Genomic DNA, 13210 nt, shown 5'->3' with positions numbered 1-13210 from the left:
GAGTAAACATTATGGCAGTAACAATGGAATACGAAAAAGATGTAAAAGTAGCAGCGCTTGACGGTAAAAAGATCGCCGTTATCGGTTATGGTTCACAAGGTCATGCTCATGCACAAAACTTGCGTGATACAGGTCATGATGTGATTATCGGTGTTCGTCCTGGTAAGTCATTTGAAAAGGCTAAAGAAGATGGTTTCGACACATACACAGTAGCAGAAGCAGCTAAATTGGCTGATGTTATCATGATTTTGGCTCCAGATGAAATCCAACAAGAACTTTACGAAACAGAAATCGCTCCTAACTTGGAAGCTGGTAACGCAGTTGGATTTGCTCATGGTTTCAATATCCACTTTGAATTTATCAAAGTTCCTGCAGATGTGGATGTCTTCATGTGTGCACCAAAAGGTCCTGGTCACTTGGTTCGTCGTACTTTTGAAGAAGGCTTCGGTGTTCCAGCTCTTTACGCGGTATATCAAGATGCGACTGGAAATGCCAAAGACATCGCTATGGACTGGTGTAAAGGTGTTGGTGCAGCTCGTGTTGGTTTGCTTGAAACAACTTACAAAGAAGAAACCGAAGAAGATTTGTTTGGTGAACAGGCTGTACTTTGTGGTGGTTTGACTGCCCTTATCGAAGCAGGTTTTGAAGTTTTGACAGAAGCAGGTTACGCCCCAGAATTAGCTTACTTTGAAGTGCTGCACGAAATGAAACTCATCGTTGACTTGATCTATGAAGGTGGATTCAAGAAAATGCGCCAATCTATTTCAAACACTGCTGAATACGGTGACTATGTATCAGGTCCACGTGTGATTACTGAGCAAGTCAAAGAAAACATGAAAGCAGTTCTTGCAGATATCCAAAATGGTAAATTTGCAAATGACTTTGTAAATGACTATAAAGCTGGACGTCCAAAACTCACTGCTTACCGTGAACAAGCAGCTAACCTTGAAATTGAAAAAGTCGGTGCAGAATTGCGTAAAGCAATGCCATTCGTTGGTAAAAATGACGACGACGCTTTCAAGATCTACAACTAAGATTGTGTGGAAAACTCAGCTGGTATCCCAGCTGAGTTTGTTTACCTCATTTGGAAAGGAAAAGGAATGTTAACAGCAAAAGATATCGTCCGTGCTCATAAGGTATTAAAAGATGTTGTTGTCAATACACCACTTGATTATGATCATTACTTGTCAGAGAAGTATGGGGCAAAGATTTATCTTAAAAAGGAAAATGCCCAACGTGTCCGTTCTTTCAAAATACGTGGTGCCTATTATGCTATTTCTCAGTTGAGCAAGGAAGAGCGAGAACGTGGGGTTGTCTGCGCTTCTGCGGGCAATCACGCTCAAGGTGTCGCATACACTTGTAATGAAATGAAAATCCCAGCGACTATTTTTATGCCTATCACAACTCCTCAACAAAAAATTGGACAGGTTCGTTTCTTTGGTGGTGATTTTGTTACGATTAAGCTAGTAGGAGATACTTTTGATGCTTCTGCTCGGGCGGCTATGGAGTTCACACGGATGGAAAATCGGACTTTCATCGATCCTTTTGATGATGCACATGTTCAAGCAGGCCAGGGAACGGTTGCTTATGAAATCCTAGAAGATACAGCTCGGGAGTCCATCAATTTAGACTTGGTCTTGGTACCAGTAGGGGGCGGCGGTCTCATCGCAGGAGTATCCACTTACATCAAGGAAAGCCAGCCACAAATTGAAGTGATTGGGGTAGAGGCGAATGGAGCTCGCAGTATGAGAGCAGCTTTTGAAGCTGGCGGTCCTGTCAAACTCAATGAAATTGACAAATTTGCGGACGGTATCGCAGTCCAAAAGGTAGGGGCCTCTACTTATGAAGCAACGAAGAAGAATGTAGAAACACTTATCGGGGTTGATGAAGGCTTGATTTCAGAAACCCTGATTGATCTTTATTCTAAACAAGGAATCATCGCAGAGCCTGCTGGTGCAGCTAGCGTGGCAGCCTTGGAAGTGTTGCGAGAATATATCAAAGGAAAAACAGTCTGCTGTATCATTTCGGGCGGAAATAATGACATTAACCGTATGCCTGAAATGGAAGAGCGTGCCCTCATCTATGATGGAATCAAGCATTATTTTGTAGTAAATTTCCCGCAGCGGCCTGGTGCCTTACGTGAATTTGTAAATGATATCTTAGGGCCAAATGATGACATCACTCGATTTGAATACATCAAGCGGGCCAGCAAGGGAACAGGTCCGGTCTTGATTGGGATTGCCTTGGCCAATAAGCATGACTATGCGGGTCTGATCAATCGAATCGAGCATTTTGATCCTTCCTTCATCAATCTAAACGGAAATGAAACGCTTTATAACATGTTAGTCTGATCCTAAAAATATTTTAGCAAAATCCCACTTTTTAATTGCAAGTGAGTGAGGACTGTGCTAGAATATACTATATTAAATTAAGGAGATGCGCTTATGTTACTGAATTTCTTTTTCTTCTTTCTCATTTTTGTCCTTCTTTGTGGTTTATTGGCATTTAGCTCGCTTTATGTCGTGCGCCAGCAATCTGTTGCCATCATTGAGCGTTTTGGTCGGTACCACAAGACTAGCACAAGTGGGATGAATGTCCGTTTGCCTTTGGGAATTGACAAAATCGCCGCTCGTGTTCAGTTGCGTTTGCTACAGAGCGACATTATTGTTGAGACCAAGACTCAGGATAATGTCTTTGTGACCATGAATGTGGCGACCCAATATCGGGTAAATGAACACAATGTTACAGATGCTTACTATAAACTCATGCGGCCAGAAGCGCAGATTAAGTCCTACATCGAAGATGCTCTGCGTTCCTCAGTTCCAAAACTGACCTTGGACGAGCTCTTTGAAAAGAAAGATGAGATCGCCCTAGAAGTTCAAAAGCAGGTAGCTGAAGAAATGTCGACTTATGGCTATATCATTGTTAAAACCCTGATTACCAAGGTTGAGCCAGATGCAGAAGTCAAGCAATCGATGAACGAAATCAACGCCGCTCAACGCAAGCGCGTGGCAGCTCAGGAATTGGCAGAAGCAGATAAGATTAAAATTGTAACTGCTGCAGAAGCTGAGGCTGAGAAAGATCGTCTTCATGGGGTCGGTATTGCAGAGCAGCGGAAGGCAATCGTAGACGGCTTAGCAGATTCAATTAAGGAGCTTAAAGGCGCCAATGTTGAGTTGACAGAAGAACAGATTATGTCCATCCTCTTGACTAACCAGTATTTAGATACCTTGAATAATTTTGCAGATAAGCAAGGAAATAACACGATCTTCCTTCCAGCAAATCCTGATGGAGTGGAGAGTATTCGCACCCAGATCCTTTCAGCCCTCAAAGCTAAATAAATATAGAATATTCAGAATTATTTAATTTGTTTGTTTTGGTTTTTCTAAGTTGACAAACTGTATAAAAACCATTATATTAGTATTCGAAATAAGTTAGAGAGGAGTAAGAAATGGCTAAATCAAATTTTGAAAAAGTAGAGTCAGTCGTTGGATGGGTTCGTGACAAAAAAATTACAGGTTACCGTATTAGTAAAGAAACAAACGCGCGTGAAATGTCAATTATTGCTCTTGCTCAAGGACGTGCAAAAGTAAAGAATATTTCTTTTGAAACAGCTCTTGGCTTGATTGATTTCTACGATAAGAATCATGAAAAGTTTGAAGACTAATCTTCGGAAAGTGGGGAAACCCGCTTTTTTATTTTGCGAATAAAAAAACAAGGCGGATGTATCTTTTTCCGTCTTGTTTGTTTGATTGGTTGTTTATTTCAAGAAGCGATGTAGGAATTCCTTGGTTCGTTCTTCTTTAGGATTGGTAAAGAATTCTTGTGGAGTGCCTTCTTCTGCGATGACGCCCTTATCCATAAAGATAACACGGCTGGAAACATCGCGGGCAAATTCCATTTCGTGGGTCACGACAATCATAGTCAGGCCTTCTTTAGCCAATTCCTTCATGATTTTCAGGACTTCGCCGACCATTTCTGGGTCAAGAGCTGAAGTTGGTTCATCGAAAAGGATGGCATCAGGGTTCATAGAAAGCGCACGCGCAATAGCAACCCGCTGCTTTTGTCCACCTGAGAGTTGTTTAGGCTTGGCTTGCCAGTAGAGCTCACCCATACCGACCTTTTCCAGATTTTCTTTGGCAATTTTTTCTGCTTCAGCACGTTCTCTTTTGAGCACGGTTGTCTGAGCTACTATAGTGTTTTCTAGGACATTGAGATTTTCAAAAAGATTGAAACTTTGGAACACCATGCCTAATTTTTCGCGGTAATGAGTCAGGTCGTAGTTTTCGTCTAAGACATTTTTTCCGCGGTAGAGAATTTCGCCAGCAGTAGGTGTTTCTAGAAGGTTGATGGAGCGGAGAAATGTTGATTTTCCGCTACCTGAACTTCCGATAATGGAGATAACCTCGCCCTTGTGGACAGTTAGAGAAATGTCTTTTAAGACTTGATTCTTCCCATAAGATTTTTTGAGATTTTTAATTTCTAAAATTGTTTCGGTCATTGTTTCAATTCTCCCGTCTGCATTTGGTTGGCACCTGTTGTGTAATGATCTGTGTCAAATTTCTGCTCGATGAAACGTAGGATTCGAGTGACGGTAAAGGTCAAGACAAAGTAAATAACTGCGATAATGGTGAAGGTTTGGAAATACTGATAGGTCTGAGTTGCAATGGTATTTCCTGAGAAGTAGAGCTCCACCACAGAGATAACATTCAGGACAGATGTATCCTTGATATTGATGACAAATTCATTCCCCGTCGCAGGTAGAATATTGCGGATCACCTGTGGCAGGACGACCTTGCGCATGGTTTGGCCGTGGGTCATTCCGAGTGCAGTAGCCGCTTCGAATTGTCCTTTATCAACGGCAAAGATACCACCGCGGACAATTTCACTCATGTAAGCACCAGTATTGATAGAAACGATAAAGATGGCTGCGGCCGTCCGGTCAATCGAAATACCAAAAGCCTGAGCCGTTCCATAGTAGATAACCATGGATTGTACAATCATAGGAGTACCACGGAAGATTTCAATGTAAACATTGAGGAACCAACCGAATAGTTTTTGTAAGAAGGCTAAAGCCTTATTTTTTGAAATGGGCGCTGTCCGATAGACCCCAATCAACAAGCCAATAAAGAGGCCAGCGATTGTCCCTGTGATGGAAATGAGCAAGGTCAAACCAGCTCCGCGTAAGAACTGTGGCCAATTTTCCTTCCAAATCTTAAAAACTTTATTGAAGAATGTGTCTTCAGCATCGTCGGTATCAGTATCTACCGGTTGATTTTTAATCATCTGATCCATCAGCTGGACTTGGTCATCCGTTGATAGTTTAGCGATAGCTGCATTAGCTTGCTCGATTCGGCTGTCGTCTTTACGCATACCGACGGCGATGGAAGCATCCTCTTCGCCAACTTCAAAGCCCTCTTTAAATTGGATCATTTTGAACTTAGAGTTGGCAGCTTCAGCTGTCAGAGCTTCGGGACGTTCAGAAATGTAACCGTCAATAACACCAGATTCTAGAGCTTGGCGCATTTGGGCGAAATCTCCCATAGCTGTTTCTTGCTTAGCACCTGGCAGTTGAGAAATCAGATTGTAAAGATAGACACCTTGCTGAGAGGTGATTTTAGCATCTTTAAAGTCCTTGAGGGTCTTGGCATTGGCGTAGTTGCCGTCTTTTCGAACCAGCATAACAGGCTCACTAGTATAGTAGCTGTTAGAAAAGGCGATTTCTTTTTTCCGTTCGGCTGTTGGGCTCATACCAGCGATAATCATATCGATTTTACCAGATGTCAAGGCTGGAATCAGTCCGTTCCAAGAGGTTTTCACAACTAGAGGTTCCTTGCCCATTTCCTGAGCAATTTTCTTAGCAACTTGGACATCGTAGCCATTGGCATACTGATTTGTTCCTTCGATTTTAACAGCACCATTTGAATCATCATCTTGGGTCCAGTTGAAAGGGGCATAGGCCGCTTCCATCCCAATTCTAAGATAATCATCTGCCTGAGCTACGGTAAGGGTTCCCAGACAGACGAGGAGGGCTGTCAATAAGGTTAAAATGAATTTTTTCATATTCTCTCCTAGTCCTTCTAAAATAGTTCTTTCTATTCTACCGAAAAATATTTGACTTTTCAATCCCGGTAAGCCCTTACTTGAGAAAAATGCTATAATAGGATAAAGATTTAGAAAAGGACTATGGTTTATGAAAAGGTACTTGTTAGGGATTTTTATTCTTTTTTTGAGTTTATTTTTTGCTGGAACGGTGTCAGCTTTAGACTATCAAATCCAGTCTTATCAAGGAGATTTGGAGATCCACGCCGATAATACAGCCACCTATACAGAAGAGGTGACTTATCATTTTGATGATGATTACAATGGCCAGATGGTCTCCCTAGGCTCAGCAGGAAAGATGCCAGAAGGCTTTGCTATTGATTCAGATCCAAAAGTTTCCGTGAAAACGAATGGAGTCGTAAAATATGACTTTGAGCCACGAGTCACAGATTTAGGAGATGGCTACGAGGTTAAGATTTACAATGCGGGTAAAGAAGGTGACACGGTCAAAGTAACAGTCACATGGAACCTGACCAATCTTCTGTTTCTCCATAAAGATATTGCAGAGCTCAAATGGACGCCGATCAGTGATTGGGAAGAAGAGCTGCAAAATGTGACGATTAAGGTTTGGGGCCTAGGAACTTGGACCTTAACGGACATGTATGTTCATACAGGTTATTTTGGCCAATCGGCCACCATAGATGAAAATCGTGGTGATTATCGGATTCAGCTATCTCATTTGCCTAGCAGGAAGAAGGTTGAACTGCATGGATATTGGCATCGTCAAGCTCTGCATCAGGCAGCAGAGGATCCAAAAGCGACCGACTATCTAAAGACTTTTCAAGCAGTTGAGAAAGAGATTGTAGCTAAGAGCCAGTTTTATCATCGCTTGGGGGAAGTTTATCTGCCACTTTTAAGTCTTTTCTTGCTGATGCTTTCGGGAATATTTTATCTGATCTTTCGGATTAAGATTCGCCCTAGACAAGCCTTTCCAAAAGACGCTCGCCTCTATGAAGCTCCGCAAGATCTGGCCCCGCTCATTGTAGCGGCCAATATCTTTGCTGTGGATATGAGGGAAGTCGATCCGACCAGTGGCGGACGGGCGCATTTGAAATTTGAAAATTTGGTGCAGGCGACCTTGCTGGATTTGATGGATCGAGGCTATATCGAGCTTTTAGGAACTGCAGACAAGCCAATCTTGAAACTAACTTATAAAAAAGGTTTGTCAGAGTTTGAAGGTCAATTCTTACAGATGGCATTTGGCGACCATAAACAGGCTGCTGTAGCAGACTTGTTTGAATCTTATCAGATTTCAGAAGATCTTTATAAAAATAAAAAATCAACAGATGAAGCACGAATCCGTCAAATAGGCAATCGGATAAAAAATCGCTTTTCAACTGATTTGAACCTTTTGTCTGAACAAGTATTAAAGGAGATTCGGGAGCTGAACTTGCTGGATCACTATCGTCCTTTGAAACGAGGAGAAAAGCTTCTCTTGTGGTTGGCTCTAATGGCAAGTTTCCTTGCTTTTGGCTTGTCTCTCTTGACATTTTTTGTCTATTTAATCAAGCTAGACGGTTTTATTTGGTCCTATCTTCCACTTGCAGTTGTTGCTTCGGTGTTGACCGTTCTGCTGGGCAGAGCCTTGCAGCTATATCAGCAGGATGGTGTCTTGAGCGATGAGGGAGCTCATGATTTCTATCTCTGGAATAGCTTTGCGAATATGCTACGCTACATCGCTCGCCTATACGATACCGAGGTGGAGGGCATTGTCCTGTGGAACCGACTTTTGGTCTATGCTACCCTATTTGGCTATGCGGATCGTGTTAGTCGGGTCATGAAGCTGCGTCAGATTTCCTTGGAGAACGCGTCTATGAATACTTATCTACAATACAATCTTCATCCTATTTTCTACGCAAGTTCCCATAGTTTTTCAAATTATGGACACATTGCCTCGACGGCCAGTCATTTCTCGGTTTCATCAGGAGGCGGAGCAGGAGGTGGCTTCTCTGGTGGCGGTGGAGGCGGCGGGGGTGGAGCCTTTTGATAAAAAGCTTGCCAAAGCCCTTGAGAAAGCTTTTCCTCTCTTTCAATATGTGGTATAATAAATGTTAAAGTTGTTTTAGGAGTTATCTATGTTTATTATTGAAATTTTAAAGTCCATTATTTATGGAATTGTTGAAGGAATTACAGAGTGGCTACCCATTTCGAGTACCGGCCACTTGATTCTGATTCAAGATTTTATCAAGTATAAAAATGAAAATCCAGCCTTCATGGAAATGTTCAATGTAGTCATTCAGCTGGGAGCAATCTTGGCGGTTGTGGTGATTTATTTTGATAAGCTCAATCCTTTTAAACCAGGGAAAACAGCTCGTCAAATTCAGCTGACATGGCAGCTCTGGGCCAAGGTAGTCGTTGCTGCTTTGCCAGCTGCAATCATCGGTCTCTTCCTTGACGATTGGTTTGAAGCGCATTTTTATAATCTGGTATCCGTTGCAATCATGCTGATTATCTACGGGGTTGCCTTTATCTATCTGGAAAAACGAGAGCAGGTGGAACCGACTGTTACAGAATTGAGTAGACTTCCTTATCAAACAGCCCTTTATATCGGTCTTTTCCAAGTCTTGTCCCTCTTTCCAGGAACTAGCCGATCAGGTGCGACCATTGTTGGTGGTCTCTTGAATGGTGTCAGCCGACCAGTTGTGACAGAGTTTACTTTCTACTTGGGGATTCCAATCATGTTTGGTGCAAGTGGGCTGAAAATCCTAAAATTTATTATCAAGGGTAATTCTTTAGGTTTCGATCAATTATTCCTTTTATTGGTTGCTATGGGAGTGGCTTTCGGGGTCAGTCTTTATGTGATTCGCTTCCTGACAGACTATGTCAAGAATCATGACTTTACAATCTTTGGTAAATATCGGATCGGACTCGGAGTTTTGCTGTTGGTTTACGGTCTGATTAAGGTTATTATTGGCTAATCAAGGCTTGGGGAATTTTCCCAGCCTTTTCTTATTTGACCAGTTATTTTTTTGAAATAAGTTTAGAATTTTAGTATAATAGAAAGACTATGAAAGTATGAGGTTGATGAGATGGAAGTGAAACAGATTAATGATTCGACGATTAAAATCACCATCCAGTTGGAAGATTTGGAAGAACACGGAATGGAAATTGCAGATTTCCTAGTGCCCCAAGAAAAAACAGAAGAATTTTTCTATACTATTTTGGATGAGTTGGAAATGCCGGAAAGCTTTTTAGACAGTGGCATGCTCAGCTTTCGAGTGACGCCTAAGCCAGACAAGCTGGATGTCTTTGTGACGAGATCCAAGATTGATAAGAATTTGAATTTTGAAGATTTGGGAAATCTACCAGACATGGATGAGCTCAGTCAGATGTCTCCAGATGAGTTCTTAAAGACTTTAGAGAAAAATATCTTTGAAAAGAGTAAGGATGACCTTGAGGCAGTCAAATCTTTAGAAGCAGTAGAGGCTGATCAGGAGGTCTCTGTAGATTCTTCAGAAGATAGGGAAGAAAATCTAGACCGTTATGTCTACTATATTTTGTCATTTACTGATTTGCAGAGTGCGGTTTCTTTCGCCAAAACGGTTGACTACCCAATAGACCTATCAGAACTCTATAAATATGACTCTGCCTACTACCTGACTATTTTGGTAGATTTGGAAGAGCAACCTGCTCTTTATCCAGCTTGGTTACTGGCTAAAATGCGTGAATTTGCTGAGGATACAGATATTACTCGTTCTGTCCTACAAGAACACGGACGTCTGCTTTTGGTGACAGAAGCCATCCAACAGTTGCAGAAAGTTGAATGCGTATGATTGCTTTTCCATTGAAGTTCATTTTGGTGCTGCTAGCGACATTTTTTGTCGGAGTTTTGCTGACTCCCCTCGTTCGGCTCTTGGCTTTTAAAATGGATGCAGTCGACTATCCTAATGCTCGACGAATCAATAAAAAGCCCATGCCGAGTGCAGGCGGTCTGGCGGTTGTAGCGGCTTTTACCTTGGCAACTTTGGTCTTCATGCCGCAGATTGTTGGCGTCACTTTTTTTGAACAGACCTATTTTGACTATATTTGGCCAGTAGTGCTAGGAGGCTTGATTGTAGCCCTGACGGGGCTTATCGATGATATTAAAGAATTAAGTCCCCTGATGAAGTTAGGGGGGATTGTGCTGGCTGCCTGCCTGATTTGGTGGCTGACGGATTTCCGCTTGGATGACTTTAAGATTCCGTTTGGTGGTCCCCATCTTTTTTTCCCACCTTGGCTATCTTTTATTTTGACCATTCTCTGGATTGTCTCTATTACTAACGCGGTCAATCTCATGGATGGTTTAGATGGCCTTGTCAGCGGGGTTTCCATTATTTCCTTGCTAACCATGGGGATTGTTTCCTACTTTTTCTTGCCGGGCCATAATTTATTCCTGACTTTGACAATCTTGGTCTTAGTAGCGTCTATTGCTGGCTTCTTTCCTTACAATTATCATCCAGCCATTATATATGGAGGGGATACGGGGGCTCTTTTCATCGGTTTTATGATTTCGGTCCTGTCTCTACAAGGCTTGAAGAATGCAACGGCAGTAGCGATTGTTACACCTATGATTATCTTGGGGGTACCGATTACCGATACCTTTTTAGCAATCGTTCGTCGGACTTTGTCTGGCCAGAAATTTTACCAGCCTGACCGTCACCACCTTCACCATAGACTCTTGTCCTTGGGATTAACACATCGGGGAACAGTTCTGGTTATCTATGGAATTTCGATGATTTTCTCAATGATTTCCCTCCTGCTAAATGTATCGACTCGCATCGGTGGACTCCTCCTCGTAATTGGACTTCTGCTAGGTGTCGAACTCTTAGTAGAACTAATAGGTGTTCTGGGTCCACAGAGGACGCCTCTGCTCAATATTCTGCGCTTTATAGGAAACTCTTCTTATCGAGAAGAAGTTCGAGAGAAGAGATACCAAAAGAAACATAAACAAGAATAGTTCTAAACAAAATAAAAGCCTTTTAGGCTTTTTTTTGGTATACTAAAGTATGTAAATCAGCTAAGCAAAGAAAGGAAAAAGAAATGTCTGTCTTAGAAATCAAAGATCTTCATGTTGAAATTGAAGGGAAAAAAATTCTCAAAGGGGTAAATCTTACTCTGAAAACGGGAGAAGTTGCAGCGATCATGGGGCCAAATGGAACAGGGAAATCTACCTTGTCTGCAGCCATTATGGGAAATCCTAACTACGAAGTAACTCAAGGAGAGGTGCTTTTTGATGGGGTTAATATCTTGGAGCTAGAAGTGGATGAACGGGCTCGTATGGGACTCTTCCTTGCAATGCAGTATCCTAGTGAAATTCCTGGTATTACCAATGCGGAGTTTCTCCGTGCGGCCATGAATGCTGGCAAGGAAGACGACGAAAAAATCTCTGTCCGTGACTTCATTACTAAACTAGATGAAAAGATGGAACTGCTCAACATGAAGGAAGAAATGGCTGAGCGCTACCTCAATGAAGGCTTCTCAGGTGGTGAGAAAAAACGCAACGAAATCCTGCAGTTACTCATGCTAGAGCCAACCTTTGCGCTCTTAGACGAGATTGACTCAGGTCTGGATATCGACGCTCTTAAGGTCGTTTCTAAAGGAGTCAACGCTATGCGCGGTGAAGGTTTTGGGGCTATGATTATCACCCACTACCAACGCCTGCTCAACTATATTACTCCAGATGTAGTTCATGTCATGATGGAGGGGAAAGTTGTTCTTTCTGGCGGTCCAGAATTGGCAGTTCGCTTGGAAAAAGAAGGCTATGCCAAATTGGCTGAAGAGTTGGGCTTCAACTATACTGAAGAAGTCTAGTCAAACATTCTTTTGACTTTGATAAAAGATAGGAGAATGACATGACAAAAGAATTGATTCACGAATTTTCACAAGTTCACGCAGAACCAGCATGGTTAGCTGATATTCGTCAGCAGGCTTTTGACAAGATGGACCAGCTGGATTTGCCAGTTATTGAGCGGGTTAAATTTCATCGCTGGAATCTGGGTGACGGCCGTATTTCTGATAGCGAGCCTTTGACCAGTGTGCCAGATTTTACGGCTCTCGGAGACAATCTCAAGTTTATCCAAATGGGAACCCAAACTGTCCTTGAGCAATTGCCAGCTGACTTAGCAGAGCAAGGTGTGATCTTCACTGATTTCCACTCTGCTTTGGAAGAAATTCCGGAGTTGGTAGAGAAGCATTTTATGTCCGCAGTCAAGTATGACGAGGACAAATTGGCGGCTTACCACACTGCCTATTTCAACAGTGGTGCGGTTCTTTATGTGCCGGACAATGTTGAGATTGACCAGCCGATTGAAGGAATTTTTTATCAGGATAGCGAAAGCGATGTTCCTTTTAACAAGCATATTTTGATTATCGCAGGCAAGCATTCAAAGGTTAACTACTTGGAACGCTTGGAAACTTACGGTGAGGGAACTGTTCCAGCAACTGCCAATATCACCGTTGAAGTCATTGCCCAGGCTGGAGCTCAGATTAAGTTTTCAGCTATTGACCGCTTGGGCGAAAATGTAACGGCTTATATCAGCCGTCGCGGTAAGCTGGACAACGATGCCATGATTGACTGGGCCATCGGCGTTATGAACGAAGGCAATGTCGTAGCTGACTTTGACAGCGACCTCTATGGAAACGGCAGCCATGCGGATATGAAAGTGGTGGCTCTCTCTAGCGGCAAGCAGGTTCAAGGGATTGACACCCGCGTAACTAACTATGGCTGCAACTCTATCGGAAATATCCTGCAGCACGGGGTTATCCTAGAAAAAGGAACCTTGACTTTCAATGGTATCGGCCATATTATCAAGGGTGCTAAGGGTGCAGACGCCCAGCAGGAAAGCCGGGTTCTCATGCTGTCTGACCAAGCACGCTCAGATGCTAACCCAATCCTCTTGATAGATGAGAACGATGTAACGGCTGGTCACGCGGCTTCTATCGGTCAGGTGGATCCAGAAGATATGTATTACCTCATGAGTCGGGGTCTTGATAAGGCGACAGCCGAGCGCTTAGTCGTGCGCGGCTTCTTAGGTTCAGTGATTGTGGAAATCCCTGTTAAAGAAGTTCGTGATGAAATGATTGAAAATATCGATATTATTCTCGCAAAAAGATAAAAAGCTGGGCCTTG

Annotated in this window: 12 protein-coding genes; 10 read left to right on the top strand and 2 right to left on the bottom strand. The window is 42.7% G+C overall.

What is annotated here, in order from left to right; genetic code table 11:
- Positions 1-11: 11 nt before the first annotated feature.
- The 4 genes from ilvC (at position 12) to D8797_RS00900 (ending at position 3667) form a co-directional block, all read left to right on the top strand.
- Positions 12-1034, top strand: coding sequence for a ketol-acid reductoisomerase (gene ilvC, locus D8797_RS00915; protein ID WP_125378910.1), 1023 nt, complete (start codon positions 12-14; stop codon positions 1032-1034).
- 66 nt (positions 1035-1100) lie between these two features.
- Positions 1101-2351 carry a threonine ammonia-lyase IlvA gene (gene ilvA, locus D8797_RS00910; RefSeq protein WP_062005023.1) on the top strand — a complete coding sequence of 417 codons (1251 nt, stop codon included), beginning with the start codon at positions 1101-1103 and terminating at the stop codon, positions 2349-2351.
- Between the two features lie 93 nt (positions 2352-2444).
- Positions 2445-3341: an SPFH domain-containing protein gene (locus D8797_RS00905; RefSeq protein ID WP_048766446.1), complete on the top strand. Its 897-nt coding sequence runs from the start codon at positions 2445-2447 to the stop codon at positions 3339-3341.
- Positions 3342-3451: 110 nt separating this feature from the next.
- Positions 3452-3667 (top strand): capsule biosynthesis transcriptional regulator, encoded by a 216-nt coding sequence (locus tag D8797_RS00900; protein ID WP_001130035.1) that lies wholly within the window; start codon positions 3452-3454, stop codon positions 3665-3667.
- A gap of 93 nt (positions 3668-3760) precedes the next feature.
- Here the strand turns inward: D8797_RS00900 and D8797_RS00895 are convergent, their stop codons facing one another.
- Together D8797_RS00895 and D8797_RS00890 are read right to left on the bottom strand one after the other, a co-directional pair.
- Positions 3761-4501, bottom strand: a complete 741-nt coding sequence (locus D8797_RS00895; RefSeq protein ID WP_125378909.1) for an amino acid ABC transporter ATP-binding protein — start codon at positions 4499-4501, stop codon at positions 3761-3763.
- A complete protein-coding gene (locus D8797_RS00890; RefSeq protein ID WP_125378908.1) occupies positions 4498-6063 on the bottom strand; it encodes an ABC transporter substrate-binding protein/permease in 1566 nt (521 codons plus the stop codon). Before D8797_RS00890 ends, D8797_RS00895 begins: the two co-directional genes overlap by 4 nt.
- A 130-nt stretch (positions 6064-6193) precedes the next feature.
- Here D8797_RS00890 and D8797_RS00885 point away from each other — a divergent pair, with 130 nt between their 5' ends.
- From D8797_RS00885 to sufD, 6 genes are all read left to right on the top strand, one after another.
- A complete protein-coding gene (locus D8797_RS00885; protein WP_125378907.1) occupies positions 6194-8089 on the top strand; it encodes a DUF2207 domain-containing protein in 1896 nt (631 codons plus the stop codon).
- 88 nt (positions 8090-8177) lie between these two features.
- The gene (locus tag D8797_RS00880) at positions 8178-9020 is read left to right on the top strand and encodes an undecaprenyl-diphosphate phosphatase (RefSeq protein ID WP_125378906.1); all 843 of its coding nucleotides are present in this window, start codon (positions 8178-8180) and stop codon (positions 9018-9020) included.
- A gap of 111 nt (positions 9021-9131) precedes the next feature.
- Positions 9132-9875, top strand: a complete 744-nt coding sequence (gene mecA / locus D8797_RS00875) for an adaptor protein MecA (protein ID WP_125378905.1) — start codon at positions 9132-9134, stop codon at positions 9873-9875.
- On the top strand, positions 9866-11038 hold the full coding sequence (locus D8797_RS00870; RefSeq protein WP_045500708.1) for a glycosyltransferase family 4 protein: 1173 nt from the start codon (positions 9866-9868) through the stop codon (positions 11036-11038). Before mecA ends, D8797_RS00870 begins: the two co-directional genes overlap by 10 nt.
- 83 nt (positions 11039-11121) lie before the next feature.
- The gene (sufC, locus tag D8797_RS00865; RefSeq protein ID WP_005591767.1) at positions 11122-11892 is read left to right on the top strand and encodes a Fe-S cluster assembly ATPase SufC; all 771 of its coding nucleotides are present in this window, start codon (positions 11122-11124) and stop codon (positions 11890-11892) included.
- A 41-nt stretch (positions 11893-11933) separates the two neighbouring features.
- Positions 11934-13196: a Fe-S cluster assembly protein SufD gene (gene sufD / locus D8797_RS00860; RefSeq protein ID WP_125378904.1), complete on the top strand. Its 1263-nt coding sequence runs from the start codon at positions 11934-11936 to the stop codon at positions 13194-13196.
- Positions 13197-13210: the final 14 nt, after the last annotated feature.

It is taken from the genome of Streptococcus cristatus (assembly GCF_003944225.1).
GTDB classification, from domain to species: Bacteria; Bacillota; Bacilli; order Lactobacillales; family Streptococcaceae; genus Streptococcus; species Streptococcus cristatus_K.
This window is presented reverse-complemented; position numbering and strand designations above follow the sequence as displayed.

Excerpts from the sequence above, each read along its gene's own strand:
- ilvC (WP_125378910.1), top strand. The coding sequence starts at position 12 with ATGGCAGTAACAATGGAATACGAAAAAGATGTAAAAGTAGCAGCGCTT.
- ilvA (WP_062005023.1), top strand. The coding sequence starts at position 1,101 with ATGTTAACAGCAAAAGATATCGTCCGTGCTCATAAGGTATTAAAAGAT.
- D8797_RS00905 (WP_048766446.1), top strand. The coding sequence starts at position 2,445 with ATGTTACTGAATTTCTTTTTCTTCTTTCTCATTTTTGTCCTTCTTTGT.
- D8797_RS00900 (WP_001130035.1), top strand. The coding sequence starts at position 3,452 with ATGGCTAAATCAAATTTTGAAAAAGTAGAGTCAGTCGTTGGATGGGTT.
- D8797_RS00895 (WP_125378909.1), bottom strand. The coding sequence starts at position 4,501 with ATGACCGAAACAATTTTAGAAATTAAAAATCTCAAAAAATCTTATGGG.
- D8797_RS00890 (WP_125378908.1), bottom strand. The coding sequence starts at position 6,063 with ATGAAAAAATTCATTTTAACCTTATTGACAGCCCTCCTCGTCTGTCTG.
- D8797_RS00885 (WP_125378907.1), top strand. The coding sequence starts at position 6,194 with ATGAAAAGGTACTTGTTAGGGATTTTTATTCTTTTTTTGAGTTTATTT.
- D8797_RS00880 (WP_125378906.1), top strand. The coding sequence starts at position 8,178 with ATGTTTATTATTGAAATTTTAAAGTCCATTATTTATGGAATTGTTGAA.
- mecA (WP_125378905.1), top strand. The coding sequence starts at position 9,132 with ATGGAAGTGAAACAGATTAATGATTCGACGATTAAAATCACCATCCAG.
- D8797_RS00870 (WP_045500708.1), top strand. The coding sequence starts at position 9,866 with ATGCGTATGATTGCTTTTCCATTGAAGTTCATTTTGGTGCTGCTAGCG.
- sufC (WP_005591767.1), top strand. The coding sequence starts at position 11,122 with ATGTCTGTCTTAGAAATCAAAGATCTTCATGTTGAAATTGAAGGGAAA.
- sufD (WP_125378904.1), top strand. The coding sequence starts at position 11,934 with ATGACAAAAGAATTGATTCACGAATTTTCACAAGTTCACGCAGAACCA.